Source organism: Microcoleus sp. N9_A2 (genome assembly GCF_036701775.1).
GTDB lineage: Bacteria > Cyanobacteriota > Cyanobacteriia > Cyanobacteriales > Microcoleaceae > Microcoleus.
On sequence record NZ_JAUBRH010000004.1, the window covers coordinates 138,613 to 156,881 of the forward strand.

The window sequence follows — 18,269 nt, forward strand, 5'->3', positions numbered from 1 at the left end:
GATTGATGACTGATGACTGATGATTGATGACCGATCGCTAATAGTTTATTTAGGGTCGTTTATTTGTGCTTGGGCGTTTTGGAAACCATCGGCTCTTCCTTGTTCTAGAAAGAGGGTTGCAGCTTTCTGAAAATCCTCGATCGCCCCAGCACGGTCTTTGAGTTGGCGGCGGACGAGGCCTCGGCTGTAAAAAGCGCTAGCATTGTTGGGGTTGAGCCGCAGCGAGTGAGCGAAATCCTCAACCGCTAAAGGGTAATTTTTTAGTTCTGAGTAAATAGTACCGCGATTGCTGTAAGCTACTGCATCGCTGGGATTGAGCCTAATTGCTTGAGTAAAATCTTCCACAGCTCCCTGTTTGTCTCCCGAAGCCGATCGAGCTAATCCTCGATTGCTGTATGCTTTGGGATTGTTGCCGTTGAGTCCGATCGTCAAACTGCAATCTTCGCTGGCCTTTTGAAATTGTTTTAAATTCAGATAAGCAATGCAGCGGTTGTTGTAAGCTGCTTCATCTTTTGGATCGAGGCGAATTCCTTCGGTGCAATCTGCAATCGCTTTGTCGTAGGTGGCCAAATTCAAGTAAGCGCTGCACCGATTGGTATAGGCATCAGCGAGATCTGGTTGCAATTCGATCGCCTTAGTATAATCTTCCATCGCTCCTTGATAATCTGCCAGATTAAACCGTGATCGACCACGACTGTAGTATACGCCAGCTTGTTTGGGGCTAATTTGAATGGCTTGAGTAAAATCTGCCATTGCTCCTGTTTTGTCGCCTGCTGCCGATCGAGCTAAACCCCGATTGCTGTAAGCTGTAGCATCGTTGGGAGTGAGCCGAATTGCTTGAGTGTAGTCTTCAATTGCCTGGCGGTAGTCGCCCAAATCGTAGTAGGCTAAACCCCGCTGAGAGTATGCCTCACCGTCGCTGGGATTCAGTCGCACTACTTGGGTGAAATCTTCCACGGCCCCCCGCTTGTCCCCGATGTCGAGGCGGGCCATACCTCGATTGTAGAGAGCTTTGGCGTGGCTAGGATTGACTTTAATTGCTTGCGTGTAATCCTGTATTGCTTGCTCGGTTGCGCCCATGTCATAGCGAGCGTTTGCCCGCTTGTAGTAAGTTTCCGCATCGCTGGCATTCAGGGCGATCGCTTGAGTATAATCGGCGATCGCACCTGTTGTGTCACCTTGCTGCGCCTTGCCCACGCCGCGGGCTAACCATTCTTTTGCCCTCGCCGGACTTTGACTCTGCCAAAAGTAAATTATCAGTGCCGTCAGGATTAAAGCTGCCGCTGTTGCAGCCAACAGCAGCAGTTTGGTTTGGCTTTGTCTTCGCGGTTGACTCATAGCGTGCGTGATGATTGTGGCTGGCGGTGGCTCAAGCTCCAATTTTACGGCGATTTGTTTGAGGTATGCTAAAACTTCGGCGGCCTCCTGATAGCGTTCCTCGCAGTCAGGGCGCACCATTTGATCGATAATATCTGCTAGGGCAGGCGAACAAGTTGCCCGGTTTCGCCAGGGAATTTGGCTTTTGTTGTTTTTTAAGGCACTCAGTTCGTTGGGTGAGAGTCCCGTCACGGCAAGCTGGGCGATCGTACCTAGAGCGTAGATGTCGCTATTGTAACGGGGGTTGCCGCTCAATTGCTCGATCGGCACGTATAACTCCTGGGCCGCCAAATCCTGTTTTTTTGCCTCATGCCCTTTAACAGAGTTGGGGGAGGTTTGCGCCAACAAATGACAATTAGCGACTTCCGGGTTAATTTCTTTGTCTAAGCTAAAGTCTACCAACACAAATTTGCCGTCTGACTCGCGCCGGATAGCTCTGTCTGGTTGAATTCTGCGGTGAATAAAACCCTTCTCGTGTATGAACACCAAAATTTCTAATATTTCTGATAGCAGAGCAATTACTTGGTCTTCATCCCAAGGTTGACCGGGTATTAGTTCTTGACTTAAAGGTGATCCGGCAATAAATTCTTCAATTAAGTATAAACTTTGATTTTCCTCAAAATACGCCAATAATTCGGGAATTTTGTCGTGTTTTCCCAATTTTTCAATTATTTCAGCGTTTCTTTGAAATATAACTTTGACTAATTCGGGAGTTTGCGAACTTGTGCCGGGGAGTCGCATTTCTCTAACCGTGCATTGCGGATACCCGGGACGGTGAGTATCTGCTGCTAGATAAGTTTTTCCCACCTCACTTGAGTCTGTGACTTTAATGATGCGGTAACGTCTGTCTAGAAGTTGACCAATCATGCTTTGCCCTCTACCCTGTCAATTTCCCATTATCGCATGAAATCAGGATATATCACTGCGGTGTCAAACTTTTAGCTATTGATTCGGGTGTGCCAAGCCGCCTTTAAATTGCCAGTAGTAGGACTACAGGTGCTGGCAATTTAAAGGCTATCGCCCGGACTTTGAGCCTTGTCTGAATTTGAGCAGTCTTGGACGCAGTGTTAAAAGCCGGGATGCAGTATTTCCGTAAAAAAAACCAATTTCTGCGTCGAGGACTATAGCATTAAGATTAGTCCCAGTCTGCTGCCCGTATCCGTTGACTCTAGATGCAAACCCTGAACTTATAGTATAATTTAGTAACCGAGCAACAGATGACTTAAAATGAACGTACAACTGGTTGACTCCCTAATTCAAGTTATCTTATCTCTCTCCGCAGACGAGCAATTAGCGATTACGGACAAATTACTAGAAAACATCCCGTACCCTTCGACTCAGGAACTTATGCAGCTCGATCAAAGCGGTGGCTGTTTTGACTTTTTGCATGACGAACCTGATATTTACACGATAGAAGATGGAGAACCTATTGCGTGATACTAAAAAAAGGAGATATTGTATTAGTCGAATTTCCATTTACTGATTTGAGTCAGATGAAATTGCGTCCTGCTTTAGTGCTATGTGCTATTTCAATTCCTGATGAAGTTACTGTTTGCTTTATTTCGTCTCAAAATGTTACCCGATTAAATAATGAAGAGTTTGCTCTTAATGTGGAAGATATAGAATTTCCTGCAACTGGATTGCGAGTATCATCTAAAGTTAGAGTAACTCGAATAGCTACCCTCCAACGCAGATTAATTATCAGACGATTGGGTGAATTAGGAAATCTATATATACAGCAATTAGATGCATATATGATCGAGGCATTGCAGATAGGGTGATCGAGATAATTATTGAACTATAGAGCAATTAAAAATGGCTGAATCACTAACAAAAGGAGGAACGATCGCAGCGATCGCCACTGCCATAGTTCCCCAACAAGGCAGCGTCGGCATTGTGCGAGTTTCCGGTTCCGCAGCCTTAAAAATTGCCGAAACTCTGTTTTGCGCCCCAGGACGGCAAATTTGGGAGTCTCACCGCATTCTTTACGGTCACATCCGCCGCCCCAAAACTCAAGAATTAGTCGATGAAGCTTTGCTGCTAATCATGAAAGCGCCGCGTTCTTTCACCCGCGAAGATGTGGTGGAATTTCACTGTCACGGCGGTATTATGGCCGTGCAGCAAGTCTTGCAGTTGTGTTTGGAACATGGGGCGAGATTGGCCGTGCCGGGAGAGTTTTCGCTGCGGGCTTTTTTGAACGGAAGGCTTGATTTAACTCAAGCTGAAAGTATTTCAGATTTGGTGGGAGCAAAATCGCCTGCTGCTGCACAAAGTGCTTTAGCTGGTTTGCAAGGAAAATTAGCGCAGCCAATTCGCCAACTGAGAACAACTTGTTTGGACTTGCTGGCAGAAATTGAGGCGAGAATTGATTTTGAGGAAGATTTGCCGCCTTTAGATGAAGCTAAAACTTATTTGGAAATAAAGCTTGTTTTGGCGGAATTGTCAACAATTTTGACGACGGCGGATCGTGGTGAATTGTTGAGAACCGGTTTGAAAGTGGCGATTGTGGGGCGGCCGAATGTGGGAAAGTCGAGTTTGTTGAATGCGTGGAGTAAGTGCGATCGGGCGATCGTCACGGATTTGCCCGGTACGACGCGGGATGTGGTAGAATCGCAGCTAGTTGTGGGCGGAATTCCGGTGCAGGTGCTCGATACTGCGGGCATTCGAGAAACCGAAGACAAGGTAGAAAAAATTGGCGTTGAGCGATCGCGCGCCGCAGCAAAACAAGCTGATTTAGTATTATTGACAATTGACGCAGAATCGGGTTGGACAGAGGGCGATTCCGAAATTTACGAACAAGTAAAACACCGCCAGCTAATTATAATTATCAACAAAATCGACCTAGTAAAAACAATCCCAGAATTGCCTTTTACCTCGGAAATTCACCCGATAGTCACCGCAGCAGCCGCCCTCGATCGAGGCATAGAAAAATTAGAAACAGCCATCTTAGATGCCGTCAGCGGCGGAAATTTGCAAGCAGCAAACTCCGACTTAGCAATCAACCAGCGGCAAGCAGCAGCCTTAACCAAAGCTAAAATTTCTCTAGAACAATGCACGGATACTATTAGCAACAAATTGCCTTTAGATTTCTGGACAATAGATTTGCGCGGGGCAATTCAAGCATTGGGAGAAGTGACGGGGGAAGAAGTGACCGAATCAGTGCTCGACCGAATATTTAGCAAGTTTTGCATTGGGAAATAAGGAGGGAAAAATATTATTAATCCTTAATAGTAAAAGTAATATTACAATTATGAGTTTAACCTGAAATTACCAACAAATAATAGCAGTGCAATTACCAATCTACCACATCACTCACATTGATAATCTAGAATCTATTTTTTCTGCAGGTGGATTGTTAGCATACAACGCTAGGCGTGCCGCACGCACTCAGTACACTAATATCGCCTACGAGAACATCCAAGATCGTCGTGCTAGAATCCGCGTTCCCTGCGGTGCAGGCGGCGTACTACACGATTATGTTCCATTTTATTTTGCACCGCGTTCTCCCATGTTATATACCATTAACCGAGGCAATGTAACAAGCTATACTCAAGGTCAAGCAGCAGTTATTCACCTCGTTTCTGATGTAGTTGAAATAGACATTAGGGGTTTAGATTTTGTTTTCACTGACGGTCATGCAGTCATGGCATTCACCGAGTTTTTTGACGACCTCAACCATCTAGAGCAAATCGACTGGGATGTTATGGAATCCCGTTACTGGAACGACACAAACGAAGACAACGACAGAAAGCGCAGGCGTCAAGCCGAATTCTTAGTTCGCAACTTTTTCCCTTGGCACTTAATCACAGAAATCGGCGTTATCAATTCTATAATCAAATCACAGACAGAGAATATTTTACAAAATTTTACACATAAACCCTCAGTAATAATTCGTAAAGAATGGTATTATTAAGATAAAAAACAATCGGAAAATTAAAGTGATTGAAATTCAGGAAGGCAACCTTTTAGAAGCAAATGCAGAAGCCTTAGTGAACACAGTTAATTGTGTTGGAGTTATGGGCAAAGGAATTGCCTTGCAATTCAAGCAGGCATATCCCGATAATTTTCGTAAATATGAAAAAGCTTGTCGGGCGAGCGAAGTGCAGCCCGGACAAATGTTTGTAATATCTACTGGCAATCTATTCAATCCCCGATACATTATTAATTTTCCGACTAAACGCCACTGGAGAGACAAATCAAAAATCGAAGATATTCAAACTGGACTAAAAGCTTTGATTCAGGAAGTAAAGCAATTGGGCATCACTTCTATTGCTGTTCCTCCGCTAGGCTGCGGGAATGGTGGATTGTCTTGGAAGACAGTCAAACCGCTAATTGAATCAGCTTTTTTAGAACTGCCAAACGTGCAAGTTTTGCTGTTTGAACCGCAGGCTGCTCCCCAAGCTGATTCGATGCCGATTGCTACCGAAAAACCCCAAATGACTCGCGCTCGTGCCTTATTTATTAGCTTGCTAGAATTGTACGGAATTCCTGGCTATCGCTTGACAATGCTGGAAATTCAAAAGCTAGCTTATTTTCTTCAGGTAGCCGGTGAACCGCTAAAATTGCAGTATGTGAAAGAAAAGTACGGGCCCTACGCAAATAATCTAAATCATGTTTTGCAGAAGCTGGAAGGGCATTATATTCGAGGTTATGGAGACAGAAGCCAAGAGGCACAAATCTATGTGTTGTCTCAAGGTAAAATAGCCGCGCGGGATTTTTTACAAAATGCTGCTGATGCTAATATTAGACTAGAGCGTGTGAGCGGGTTAATTAATGGTTTTGAAACTCCTTACGGGATGGAACTGTTGGCAACTGTTCACTGGGTTGTTGGGGAAAATAGGGAAGCTGCCGAGGATTCCGAAAGAGCGATCGAACTTGTGCGCGAATGGAATATTCGCAAGAGCGAACTATTTAAGCCTCAACATATTCGCAAAGCGTGGCAGCGGCTTCGCGAGCAGAGTTGGTTTTTTTAGAATAAATTCTGCCTTCTGACTACTATCGTTCGATCGCTAATTCTCACGATCGCGGTCTTCCCAGAGTAGTAATATAAAGCACGGCCTCGCTCGCAGGAATACCGAGAACGTCATTGACGCGATCGTCAAAAAAGCCCGCGATACCGCTGACACCCAAACGCAGTTGAACCGCTGCTAAATTCAACCGCTGGCCCAAATGACCCGCGTCCATGTGCAAATAGCGGTAAACTCGATCGCCATATTTTGCTACAGCCCTGTTCAAATCCGCCGTGTGAAATAACAGCGCCCCCGCATCTCTGCCCAAGTCTTGCCCCAAGCACAAAAAATGCAACTCCCTGCGGAAATTTTTAAACCGAATTTGCCGCAATTCTTGAGCTTTCGGAGCGTAATAGTAACACCCTTCTTCTAAGCCATGCACTCCCGAAACAGCAATAAAAGTCTCGATCAAACTTAGATCGAAATAGTCTGGATAACCGTCTAATCCTTGGTCGATATAGTGCTGCGGCTGGTAAGTAAAATCGAGCATAGCTAGCAGTTCGCCCAAGCTCAAAGAAGCACCTGTATAAGCACGGGTCGAACGCCTTTTGAGCATAGTGTTTTCTAAAGTTTCCAGGTTCACTCCCCAAGGAATCGAAGGAGTGACCGTCGAAACTTTAGTACAAAATGGAAAGTTATATTTATCCTCTAATTCCCCTTCACTTTCGTCAAGTTTCCAGCCGTCAGATCCTGTAGGGTCTGATTCTAAATGCGTGGCTTTGTGGAGGTATTTTAACAGTTGCCCTTCGGAAATTTTCGGGTAATCTGTCGTGGTGTTTCCGGGCAAAGCTGTTTTAAATTTAGGCAAGTTTTGGTCAATATCTAGCAAGTCGGCTAAAGCAACTACACAAATCGCTCCTTCTTGCTCCGAGTCGATGTATAGTAATTCATTGACAGCTTCGTCGGCGAATCCTCCAATCAGGTGAGGTCGGTAATCGTTGACGGCGCAAGCTAACTCGATATTACTCAATAAATGGCCGGTGTCTAGAAAAATTCGCCGATAAGCTCGGTCTTCGTAACGCCAAGAAGAACGGAAAAAAACAGTGGTAATGGCGATCGCCAATTGGGTATTTTCTAGCGCCGGCGACTGGAAACAAGCGGCTTGCAATGCCGGCCAAACTTGACTGTCCCAAAAATGAACAAGTGAATGAGTTCTGCACTGATAGTTGTAGAGTCCGGCCGGCAAATGCGGCGTGCCACGGGAGATTAAATAAACTTCTGCTGGGTAGAGGCCGCCCGCCGACGGTGCCGATCGCAAATACAGGTAGCTGTCATCTACCGTCTGCACCTTCGCCGTCAGCCCGTAGCTGCACAGCAACAAGCTAGACAACCGATGCCACCAACCGGCATCGGGAGTGGCATTTGGATCGTCTGAGGGGTCTTTTAGATAAGGCTTGAGGTCAAAATACGCTCCAATTTTATATTCTTTGAAAGACACAGGTTGCTCTGTCCAATCTAGCTGTTTACTTTTAGCAGCAATGGTTTCAGGGTCGTATTTTGTCCGTTCGTGGTAGTGCTCAGCAATGGAGAGAGGAAGTTCTGGCATATTTCAGTAGAGGATTGGCTTTGGTTTCTCGATCGATCTTGACATTACTAACCGCTTACTGGTCGAGCAAGGCAGAAATTCACAAATATAAAAAAAATCTTAGAAAAAATGCGACTGTTGTTACACAAGCTTAACATAATAAGAGACATAAGTATAAATACGCAGAATAATAACCATTAATTACTGTTATGGATTGGCTGCTGTAGCTGTCATCATGAGGAGTGAAAATGCAAAAGCTAAGCGCTGAGGAATTGCTCGCTCAGTATGCTGAGGGCAAGCGAAACTTTAACGCCGTTGACTTAAGTGAAGATAACTTGTTTCAAGCAGATTTGGCGGAAATAAATCTTTCTGGTAGCGTTCTGAAGCGAGCTTATTTGCCCTACGGAAATTTAACTCAAGCCAATCTTTATAAAACTGATTTGCAAGATGCTGAATTGGGCGACATTCAACTTTATGAAGCTAACTTGTCGGAAGCAAATTTATCAAGAGCAAATTTATCAAGAGCAAATTTACGTCACGCAAATTTGCAAGGTGCGAATTTGCAGAAAGCCAATTTGCAAGGTGCGGATTTGTACAATGCAGATTTAAGGAATGCCGATTTGAGATATGCGGATTTGAGCCGAGCTAATTTGGAGAAAGCAAAGTTAACCAAAGCTCAACTAGCCGGCTGCAACTTATTTCGATCGCGCTCGGTTGATTTGTCGGAAGCAGAGTGCGATCGCACTACTATCGGACCCGAAGGCTATTGATGATTCGCAGCACTGCGGGCGATCGGCTTAATTAGTCGTGAAGCGTAGCTATCCCGTAGGGAATCGCCCTTTTTAAAATTTCTTAACATTTCTCGACACGGGGGAAAATGTGAGTTACAGTCGTAGAGAACTTATCGCTGCGCAACATTGACAATAAATAACACATTTTTCCAGCACAAAACAGGCTAAGATTTATGAATTCTCCCGATAAAAAAGCCAGAGAACTCCGGCACAAAGAACAAGAACTACGGCAGCGCGAACAAGAACTTCGGCTCCGCGAACTAGAAGCCGAAATCGACCGCTCAGTGCCAGAACATCTAACAAGCAAGTACCAAGAACCAGACAGCCAAGTTAACGGCAAACTCAAACAGTGGCGCCGAAAAATTATAGCAGCCGCTCAATTTACAGGCATTGTCATTGCTGTTGTCGTTGCAGTTCGCATAGCATCTTGGCTGGCAGCGGCGCTGATAGTGGGAGGCATTGCTTTCATAGCTTACAAAATGTTTATTGAAGAAGACAAAAATTGAGAATTTCAAGCAGAAAACTATCAGGAAATACCCATGAACCTTAAAGTAGAAACTAGCAACTTTCTCAACGATCTAGAGCGCGTAGCCGCCGTCCGCCGAGAAATTGCCACTCGCCTCAGCAACATCGCGACAGCCATCAACCAATCAGAATTAGCAGGAGGAGAAGCATCGGGAAAACTCGGTTTAGAAACAGACAACGCTGACATAGATCTCGCCAGTAAAAACTTGCGCCAAGGAGTCTTTCGGCTGTTAGTGCTAGGCGACATGAAACGCGGAAAAAGCACTTTTCTCAATGCGTTAATCGGCGAAAACTTACTGCCCAGCGATGTAAATCCCTGTACAGCTTTGCTGACGATTTTGCGCTATGGTTCAGAAAAAAAAGTTACCGTTTATTTCAATGACGGCAAAAGCCCAAAACAACTAGATTTTAAAAGTTTTAAACAGAATTACACAATTGACCCCGCTGAGGCAAAACGCCTAGAAGAAGAAAAGAAACCAGCATTTCCAGATATCGATTGCGCCGTAGTAGAATATCCCTTACCCTTGCTAGAAAAAGGCATAGAAATAGTAGACAGTCCTGGACTAAATGATACAGAAGCCCGCAATGAATTATCTCTAGGTTACATCAACAACTGCCACGCTATTTTGTTTGTGCTCAGGGCAACTCAGCCTTGCACAATGGGGGAAAGGCGCTATCTAGAAAATTATATCAAAGGTCGCGGTTTGAGCATTTTCTTTCTGATCAATGCTTGGGATCAGGTGCGGGAAAGTTTGATTGACCCGGATGATGCTGAAGAAATGGCAGAAGCAGAAGAGAAACTGCGGCGCGTTTTCAAAGTTAATTTGGCTGAATATTGTTTAACCGAAGGACACGATATTTACGACGAGCGAGTGTTTCCAATTACTTCAATTAAGGCGCTCAGGTTGCGGATTAAAAACCCGGATGCGGATTTAGCAGGAACTGGTTTTCCCGAGTTTATGGCGGCACTGAATACGTTTTTGACGCAGGAAAGGGCGATTTCTGAACTGCGTCCGGCGAGGACTTTGGCGCGTCAAATTTCTGCTCGCGTCCGCGAAGCTGTTGGGCGCAGATTACCATTGCTCGATCGCGATGTCAATGAGTTGAAGGAAAAGATTAATTCAGTTGAGCCGGAGTTTAAGAAGCTGACTCAGATTCGCGATGAGTTTCAACAAGAAATTATCGGAGTTAGAGATAGTAAATCGCGGGCGATCGCCGATTCTTTCCGCGCCTACGTTCTCAACTTAGAAAATACCTTTGAAACAGATTTTTTGCGGTATCAACCGGAGCTGAGCTTTCTGGATTTCTTCAGCCAAGGCAAGCGAGAAGCTTTTGAAGCATCGCTCAGAAAAGCATTAGAGCAGTACATCAACGACAAACTAGCAGCTTGGACTCTCACCGCTGAACAAGAGATGAATTCAGCATTTTCGCAGTTGTCACAAAGTGCAGCAAATTACGGAGCATCTTACACAAAAGTGACTGAAAAAATTACCGAAAAACTGACGGGGCAAAAAATACCAGCAGCAGTCAGTAACTCGAACGAAGATAACTCGCCAGCTTGGGCAAAATGGGCGATGGGATTGTTCTCGTTAACGACCGGAAATCTGGCAGGTGTAGCAATGGCAGGAGCGGGTTTTGATTGGAAAAATATCCTGCTCAACTTAATCACTGTGTTGAGCGTCAGTACGATTCTTGCTAGTTTGACGGGGATTGTTTTGGGGCCGCTGTACTTGGCTTTGTTGGGGATGGGTGTTGGGGTTTTGCAAGCAGACGGAGCTCGCAAACAATTGGTAAAAGCGGCGAAAAAAGAGCTTGTGAAATATCTGCCGCAGGTGGCTCAAGAGCAGTGGCAGCCGATTCACGATGCTGTGAAAGAGTGTTTTGATGTTTACGGGCGCGAAGTGGGCGATCGCATGAATGCGGATATTAATTCTCGGAAATCGGAGTTAGATAATTTGCTCGAACAAAAGGAATCTCGCGAGATTAATTGTCAGGCTGAATCTGAGCGGTTGAAAAAATTGGAGGCTGATGTTTCTGCCCAGTCGCAAAGTATTGAATCGCTATATCAAGGTTTCCTAGCATCTGCCAACTGAGATAAAAAAACAATATGCAACAACCCGAAACTTATCAAGATTTAACTAACAATCTCAAATCAGCACTCGGCATCCTCGAACTCGATAAAAACTCCCAACTTTACCGAGATACCACCTCAATCTGCGACTATCTCGCCAAACCAACTTTTCAAATTGCTGTCTTTGGCCCGTTTAATTACGGCAAGTCAACTTTGCTGAATGCTTTGCTTGGAAATCGTGCTTTGCCGATCGACCTTGTGCCCACTACAGGTGCTGCCATTTATGTCAACTACGGCGAGGAATTGCACGCAAAAATTACCCTCAAAGACGGCACAGAAATTAGCGAACCGGGGACTGATGTGTTGAAACGCTATGCCATCCTTGACGACGCTAGGCAAATGCGGGATGATGTGGCAGCCGTGAATGTGTACTGTCCCCACCCATTCCTAAAAACGGGCGTGGAATTGCTGGATTTGCCGGGAACTAACGATCGCCAAGAACAGGATAACTTGGTTAGGGATAAATTGCTCACTGCTGATTTAGTGGTGCAGGTTTTGGACGCTCGAAAATTGATGACTTTGGGCGAACGGGAGAACTTGAGAGACTGGTTGAGCGATCGCCAAATCAACACTGTCGTCTTCGTTGCCAATTTTCTCAATCTACTCGAACCAGACGACCAAAAACAAGTATACAATCGGTTGTTGTTTGTTGCCGAAAGTTTTCGATCCAACTTGCCGAACAATATTAGCAATATCTACCGCGTCGATGCTTTGCCGGCTTTGAGGGCGAGGCTGAAAGGAGATGTGGCGGCCGCCCAAACTACAGGAATTGCCACGTTTGAATCGGCTTTGCAAAGTATTGTGGCAGCTCAACAGGAACAACTAGCAGTTAAGTTACCCAGAATTGAAGCCATAGCTACTAAGATTTGTCAATCTCTGCGAGCTAAATCTGAAACTGTAACCGCCGAAATAGCCGCAGCTCAACAAAAGCAAAAAAACAAAATTGAAATTAAACAAAAAGCAGAAAAACTGATATTAAAAGGCTTTCAAGCCAGCGTTTCTGACTTCGAGATTTGGCTTTACCAGCCCACATTTTTGCAGCGATATCAATCGAAAATGGCGCTGTCGCTTCAGGAAGGGAGTTTTGATGCGTGGAATCTAAAATTTCAGCGAGAGGTCTTGAAGCAGCAGCAAACCATCGCAGAATGGGTAAATAAAGCTTGCGAATTCTTTGATAAAGAACAGCCGATCGCACTTTTGATTTCGTTTCCCCCAGCCCCGCAAATCGTTTTACCGCAACCGCCGCCACCTCCACCTCAAAAGTCGAACGAGGGCGAAGTGGCTCCAGTGGCGATCGCAACCGGCTTAGGTTGGCTGTTGGGCGGGCCTGTGGGAGCCGCAGTAGTCGGCGGTGCTAGCTATATTTTGAATAAAAGAACTGGGTATGAAAAGCCGCCTGAATCGTCAGAAGCTTATCTAAATCAAGTAAGGGAAATTTGCAGCGAGGCTGCTAAAAACTATCTCGCTCGCTTCAGTACCGATACTTTTTCCATGCTGCAACACTACAAGGAAATCGCCGGAAAAGTTATCTGTTTTCAAGACAGCAAAGAGCCGCTACAGACAAATATTCAGCAATACCAGATACAGTTAATCAATAATTTGTTAGAAAATATCGAATCCTGTCTTCAAATGACCAAATCTGTAATTAACGGCAAATGATCCGAACCGACATTGCGGCCAGTACGAATCTTTAAAACACCAATTTCTTTGCTGACTAGAAAGTGATCGATCGGAATATAACCACAAGTTACACTAGACCTTTTGCAAAAGTCTATATTTCTATGTGTTTTAAACACTTTGCATTAGGGCTTTTGTATTCACGAACACAAGGAGACTTAGCAGTGACTTATTCCTTTAGACAGTTCCATAACTCAAGCACCTCCGACCAAGGCTAGAGAAAAGATTGCTTCTAGCTCTTTAGGATTATTTCTGTGACCTACTTTGATAGAGGTTTTTTGCATCTGTTCTTCTAATACTGTGAGTAAGTCCTAGTTATTTCTTAAAGGAGACATTTATGGGTATCACCAGACGCGATTTGTTAAAAGTAACTTCTGCTTCGGGTTTGGTTGCAGCAGGGCTGGCTGCTTCCGAAGGATTTTTCAAACCTTTGTTAGCTCAAGATGAACCGACCCAAGTATACGCTGAAAGTGCAGTTGCCCAAGGTCAAACTCAAAGTGACGAGATGAGTTACAGGACGCTGGGACGCACAGGAGAGCGAGTGTCTGCAATTGGTTTAGGGGGACACCATATCGGACGCCTTCGAGAGGAGCAAGAAAGTATCAAGCTCATCCGCAGTGCGATCGACCGCGGCATCAATTTCATGGACAACTGCTGGGATTATCACAACGGACGCAGCCACCGCTGGATGGGTGCAGCGCTCAAGGATGGCTACCGGCAAAAGGTCTTCCTGATGACAAAGATCGACGGTCGCACTAAAGGCGCTGCTATGATGCAGATTGACGAATCGCTGAAAGCCTTGCAGACGGATCGCATCGACTTGATGCAGCATCACGAAATTATTCGGATGGAAGACCCCGATCGCATTTTTGCACCCGGTGGGGCAATGGAGGCTGTGGTGGAAGCGCAGAAGGCGGGCAAGATTCGCTACATCGGGTTTACAGGACACAAAGATCCTTTGGTTCACTTGCGAATGCTGGAAGTTGCCGCTCAAAACAATTTCCGTTTTGACGCAGTACAGATGCCGCTGAACGTGATGGATGCTCATTTTAGAAGTTTTGAGCAACAAGTTCTGCCTGTGCTGCTGAAGAACCAAATCGGTGTGTTGGGGATGAAATCTATGGGCGACCCCTACGTTCTTAGAAGCAATACTGTCAACCCGATCGAATGTCTTCACTATGCGATGAATCTGCCTACTTCAGTTGTGATTACTGGCATTGATACCATGCAGATCCTCGATCAAGCGTTTGAGGCCGCTCGCACGTTTAAGCCGATGGATGGGGCACAAGTTGCGGCGATGCTGAATCGCACACGCGAGGCTGCTGCAAAAGGGCAGTACGAACTGTATAAAACCAGCAACCAATTTGATGGTACGGCAATGAACCCATCGTGGCTAGGATAATTTGTTATACCAATTTAATGTGAAGTTGTACATATCTCGATCCCCCTAAATCCCCCTTAAGAAGGGGAGTAGCGGTTGACTTTGAGCGGAATCTTGTCCCCCCTTATTAAAAGGGGCTAGGGGGGATCGGATTCTATGCAGCGTCATAAAAAATTGGTATTAGAAAATATCGAATCATGCCTTCAAATGACTAAATCTGTAATTAACGGCAAATGATCCGAACCGACATTGCGGCCAGTACGAATCTTTAAAACACCAATTTCTTTGCTGACTAGAAAGTGATCGATCGGAATATAAGCCAGCGGCATAAAAGTCGGCCAAGTCGGTAAAATCCCAAAGCCCGATCGCGCATTTCGCAGGTTTCCGGTTTTTACCATATTTTTGTAAAATGGCGACCACATTGTGGTATTGAAATCCCCAACCACAATCAGCGGATTTTTGACTTGGGCTGCATACTCGCCGATGGCTGCTAGCTGTTGGTTGCGATCGATAAAACTCTGCTGTTTAATCGGCACAGTCGGATGAGAAAGAATCAGAGAAATGATTTTACCTTGAAATTTAACATCCACCAACAAGCTCTTTCTTTGGTTTGAAAAGGCTCTAACAGAGGAATTGTTTAAAGGCAGCTTGCTGTATATTGCACTGCCAAATCTCTCAGATTCTTGCTGGGTTGAAGAGTAAGGAAATATCTCCCTTAAAACCGATAACTCTCTTGCCCAAGATGAGTTGAGTTCTACAAAAACCGCGATATCAGGTTGTTCTGCTTTAACTAGCGATATCACCTCAGAATATCGCCGATTACTCCTTAAAACATTTGAATGCAAAATCCGCAAGTTTTGTCCGGGATTTGCTCCTGCAAATGCTGGCGCTGGAAAATACCAAGGAACAATTTCCGCCAAATTAATGATAATGCAAAATGCGCTCACCAGCAACCATATTTTTTTTGAGCGCACCAGAGCGAAGAATATAAAAGTAGATAAACCAACGAGCAGATATTGTAGTTTAAAATGAGAACTCAATTCAAGAAGTAGATTTAATTCTCCTAAATAACCTGCCAGTGACAATAGTCCATCTACAATTGCTGCGATAATAAACCATTTAGAAATTATGTGCTTCAAGCTATGTATTTTGTTTGTGGTGCTGTGCATCACCGCCCATTTGAGCTTGATTTTGAGGTCATTGGTAATCGGCAATTTATCAATTTCTATTATCAATTGTTCTGGCTGTTCCAACTCTCGCCGCTTTTGATAAAATCTCACCAGCAAGCTATCTACCACAAAATAACTAAAATAATTAGCAACAAAGCCTGCAAATACCAACACACCTAAACCGATCAGCATACCAAAGGAACCGCCGACTTTGACCAAACCAGACCAAACGGCTGCATCACCTGTTTTACCTGTAGCTAGTATGGCTATAAATAGCATTAAAGCAGGCAATCCGATCGTGATTGTGTTTCTGATGAGATAGTCCATTATTTATCTTCTCGGCTCAGCTTTTTTCGATTGGGCTGTTGCTCTAAGTTTCATAAATTTCTAAGGGTAAGTTGTCGGGATCCCTGAAAAATGTAAATCGTTTTTCGGTAATTTCGTCAAGGCGAATTTCTTCTACTTCTACTTGTTGAGATTTTAAGTAAGCAACTGATGCTTCTATGTCCTCAACTGCAAAAGCTAAATGTCTCAAACCGCACGCTTCAGGATTGTTAACTCTTTCTGGAGGATGGGGAAATGAGAAAAGCTCGATTGTGTCGCCGTTTCCGACTCGCAAATCTAGTTTGTAAGAATTCCTCTCGGTTCGGAAAGTTTCTTTGATAATGGAACATCCCAATACTTCTACATAAAATTTCTTCGATGCTGCGTAATCCGAGCAAATAATCGCCACATGATGTATTGCCTTTATTTTCATCTTAAAAAAGTTAGTTAGTTGCTTTTTTCTGAGATGTTGCACCATTCTCAATAAGCTTTTTATGAACAGGCAAGATGCCTGTTCCACAAGAAAATGCACTCTTTGTGGAACAGGCATCTTGCCTGTTAAGCGAGAATGGTGCCAGATGTGAGGTTTTTCCAAATGCACAGCACGCTATTAACAATTATATTTGACGATCGCAGACTCGGCGACAAACCCTGCTAAATTCAGCGCGATCGACCTGAATTTTCCCTCCCCCAAATCTTAATCTGAAAATTTCTGCAAAAAAAAGCACCCTACTTTGATAAAATGAGAGTTTTGCAGTCAATCACCCAATTTGCATCTCAGGAGACAAGCATTATGGCCCGTATGTATTACGACACCGACGCGAACCTAGACCTCTTAGCCAACAAAACGATTGCTATCATCGGTTACGGTTCCCAAGGACACGCCCACGCCCTTAACCTCAAAGACAGTGGCATGAATGTCGTTGTCGGTTTGTATCCCGGTAGCAAATCTGCAGCCAAAGCAACCGACGCGGGTTTAACAGTTCACCCCGTAGACAAAGCAGCCGCCGCTGCTGACTTCATCATGATTTTATTGCCCGATGAAGTTCAAAAAACTATTTACAAAGAACAAATCGAACCGAACCTTTCTGAAGGAAATGTTTTAGCATTTGCTCACGGTTTTAACATTCACTTCGGCCAAGTTGTTCCCCCTGCCAATGTAGACGTAGTAATGGTTGCCCCCAAAGGCCCCGGACACTTGGTGCGGCGCACTTACGAACAAGGGGAAGGTGTTCCGAGTTTGTTTGCAGTATATCAAGATGCTTCCGGTCAAGCGCGCGATCGGGCAATGGCCTATGCTAAAGGTATCGGCGGCACCAGAGCCGGCATCCTTGAAACCACTTTCCGCGAAGAAACAGAAACGGATCTTTTTGGCGAACAAGTAGTTTTGTGCGGCGGTTTGAGCGCCTTAATTAAAGCTGGATTTGAAACTTTAGTTGACGCCGGATATCAACCGGAATTAGCTTATTTTGAATGTTTGCACGAAGTTAAACTTATCGTTGACTTAGTAGTAGAAGGAGGCCTCGCCAAAATGCGCGACAGCATCTCCAATACAGCAGAATACGGCGATTTAACTCGCGGCCCCCGCATCGTCACGGATCAAACCCGCGCCGAAATGCGTAAAATTCTCAGCGAAATTCAATCCGGCCAATTTGCCCGCGAATTCGTTCTGGAAAACCAAGCCGGCAAACCAGGCTTTACCTCCATGCGCCGTCAGGAAGCAGAACATCCTATTGAAGAAGTTGGTAAAGATTTGCGAGCTATGTTTAGCTGGTTGAAAAAGCAGGCTTAATCAATTTTAGATTTTAGATTTTAGATGGGAGTACAAATCTAAAACAGTCTGGACGCATAACCTCTATCTGTAGGGTGTGCAATGCACACCTTACCGCTAGGAGGAAAATCTAATACCAATTTAATGTGAAGTTGCACGTATCTCGATCCCCCTAAATCCCCCTTAAGAAGGGGGACTTTGATCGGAATCTTGTCCCCCCCTTATTAAGGGGGGCTAGGGGGGATCGGATTCTACGGCGCCTCATAAAAAATTGGTATAAAATCTCAAGTTTAATCGATTTGAGATTGGAGGAAAAATCTAAAATCTACAATCTCAAATCCTCATGTTTGGTTGGGCTTCGCTTAACCCAACCTACAAGAAAATGGCTAGGTATTATTAGAGAAACCGGGTTTCTCGCTGGTAGCTCAAAACTATCGACTGGGACTAGGACTTTTTTGCAATTTATCAATATCCTGTTGCCTTTGCTCGTTGAAATCTCTCGGTCTCAACCAATTCGGCCACAACCCGACGAAGAACTTTCGACTTGCCACGCTAGTATCTCTTACAGGTTTGGGCAGGAAAGTTAAAC

Annotated in this window: 15 protein-coding genes; 11 read left to right on the top strand and 4 right to left on the bottom strand. The window is 44.8% G+C overall.

Annotated elements, in window-relative coordinates:
- Positions 1-45: 45 nt before the first annotated feature.
- Positions 46-2,244, bottom strand: a complete 2,199-nt coding sequence (locus QUA44_RS03810) for a tetratricopeptide repeat protein (protein WP_333248322.1) — start codon at positions 2,242-2,244, stop codon at positions 46-48.
- Between the two features lie 360 nt (positions 2,245-2,604).
- Between QUA44_RS03810 and QUA44_RS03815 the strand changes: the two genes are divergently transcribed.
- The 5 genes from QUA44_RS03815 (at position 2,605) to darG (ending at position 6,350) form a co-directional block, all read left to right on the top strand.
- Entirely contained in the window at positions 2,605-2,814 is a 210-nt protein-coding gene (locus QUA44_RS03815; RefSeq protein ID WP_333248320.1) for a hypothetical protein, read from the top strand.
- Positions 2,811-3,158 carry a type II toxin-antitoxin system PemK/MazF family toxin gene (locus QUA44_RS03820; protein ID WP_333248318.1) on the top strand — a complete coding sequence of 116 codons (348 nt, stop codon included), beginning with the start codon at positions 2,811-2,813 and terminating at the stop codon, positions 3,156-3,158. The genes QUA44_RS03815 and QUA44_RS03820 overlap by 4 nt, the downstream gene beginning before the upstream one ends.
- A gap of 34 nt (positions 3,159-3,192) precedes the next feature.
- Complete coding sequence (mnmE, locus tag QUA44_RS03825; RefSeq protein WP_333248316.1) at positions 3,193-4,578, top strand: tRNA uridine-5-carboxymethylaminomethyl(34) synthesis GTPase MnmE; 1,386 nt, start codon at positions 3,193-3,195, stop codon at positions 4,576-4,578.
- A gap of 85 nt (positions 4,579-4,663) precedes the next feature.
- Positions 4,664-5,290 (top strand): type II toxin-antitoxin system toxin DNA ADP-ribosyl transferase DarT, encoded by a 627-nt coding sequence (gene darT / locus QUA44_RS03830; protein WP_333248314.1) that lies wholly within the window; start codon positions 4,664-4,666, stop codon positions 5,288-5,290.
- A gap of 25 nt (positions 5,291-5,315) precedes the next feature.
- Positions 5,316-6,350 (top strand): type II toxin-antitoxin system antitoxin DNA ADP-ribosyl glycohydrolase DarG, encoded by a 1,035-nt coding sequence (gene darG / locus QUA44_RS03835; protein WP_333248312.1) that lies wholly within the window; start codon positions 5,316-5,318, stop codon positions 6,348-6,350.
- Positions 6,351-6,393: 43 nt separating this feature from the next.
- Here darG and QUA44_RS03840 read toward each other — a convergent pair whose 3' ends face one another.
- The gene (locus QUA44_RS03840; RefSeq protein ID WP_333248310.1) at positions 6,394-7,932 is read right to left on the bottom strand and encodes a SagB/ThcOx family dehydrogenase; all 1,539 of its coding nucleotides are present in this window, start codon (positions 7,930-7,932) and stop codon (positions 6,394-6,396) included.
- Between the two features lie 227 nt (positions 7,933-8,159).
- Between QUA44_RS03840 and QUA44_RS03845 the strand changes: the two genes are divergently transcribed.
- From QUA44_RS03845 to QUA44_RS03865, 5 genes are all read left to right on the top strand, one after another.
- Positions 8,160-8,681, top strand: a complete 522-nt coding sequence (locus QUA44_RS03845) for a pentapeptide repeat-containing protein (protein WP_333248308.1) — start codon at positions 8,160-8,162, stop codon at positions 8,679-8,681.
- Between the two features lie 194 nt (positions 8,682-8,875).
- Positions 8,876-9,208, top strand: coding sequence for a hypothetical protein (locus QUA44_RS03850; RefSeq protein WP_333248307.1), 333 nt, complete (start codon positions 8,876-8,878; stop codon positions 9,206-9,208).
- Between the two features lie 33 nt (positions 9,209-9,241).
- Positions 9,242-11,320: a dynamin family protein gene (locus tag QUA44_RS03855; RefSeq protein ID WP_333248305.1), complete on the top strand. Its 2,079-nt coding sequence runs from the start codon at positions 9,242-9,244 to the stop codon at positions 11,318-11,320.
- Between the two features lie 14 nt (positions 11,321-11,334).
- Entirely contained in the window at positions 11,335-13,017 is a 1,683-nt protein-coding gene (locus QUA44_RS03860; RefSeq protein WP_333248303.1) for a dynamin family protein, read from the top strand.
- Between the two features lie 355 nt (positions 13,018-13,372).
- Positions 13,373-14,437: an aldo/keto reductase gene (locus QUA44_RS03865; protein ID WP_333248302.1), complete on the top strand. Its 1,065-nt coding sequence runs from the start codon at positions 13,373-13,375 to the stop codon at positions 14,435-14,437.
- 182 nt (positions 14,438-14,619) lie between these two features.
- Here the strand turns inward: QUA44_RS03865 and QUA44_RS03870 are convergent, their stop codons facing one another.
- A complete protein-coding gene (locus tag QUA44_RS03870) occupies positions 14,620-15,912 on the bottom strand; it encodes an endonuclease/exonuclease/phosphatase family protein (protein ID WP_333248300.1) in 1,293 nt (430 codons plus the stop codon).
- Between the two features lie 43 nt (positions 15,913-15,955).
- On the bottom strand, positions 15,956-16,342 hold the full coding sequence (gloA2, locus tag QUA44_RS03875; RefSeq protein WP_333248298.1) for an SMU1112c/YaeR family gloxylase I-like metalloprotein: 387 nt from the start codon (positions 16,340-16,342) through the stop codon (positions 15,956-15,958).
- A gap of 309 nt (positions 16,343-16,651) precedes the next feature.
- On the opposite strand from gloA2, the gene ilvC reads away from it, so the two are divergent.
- Positions 16,652-17,701 carry a ketol-acid reductoisomerase gene (ilvC, locus tag QUA44_RS03880; protein ID WP_333115024.1) on the top strand — a complete coding sequence of 350 codons (1,050 nt, stop codon included), beginning with the start codon at positions 16,652-16,654 and terminating at the stop codon, positions 17,699-17,701.
- The last annotated feature ends 568 nt before the right edge of the window (positions 17,702-18,269 follow it).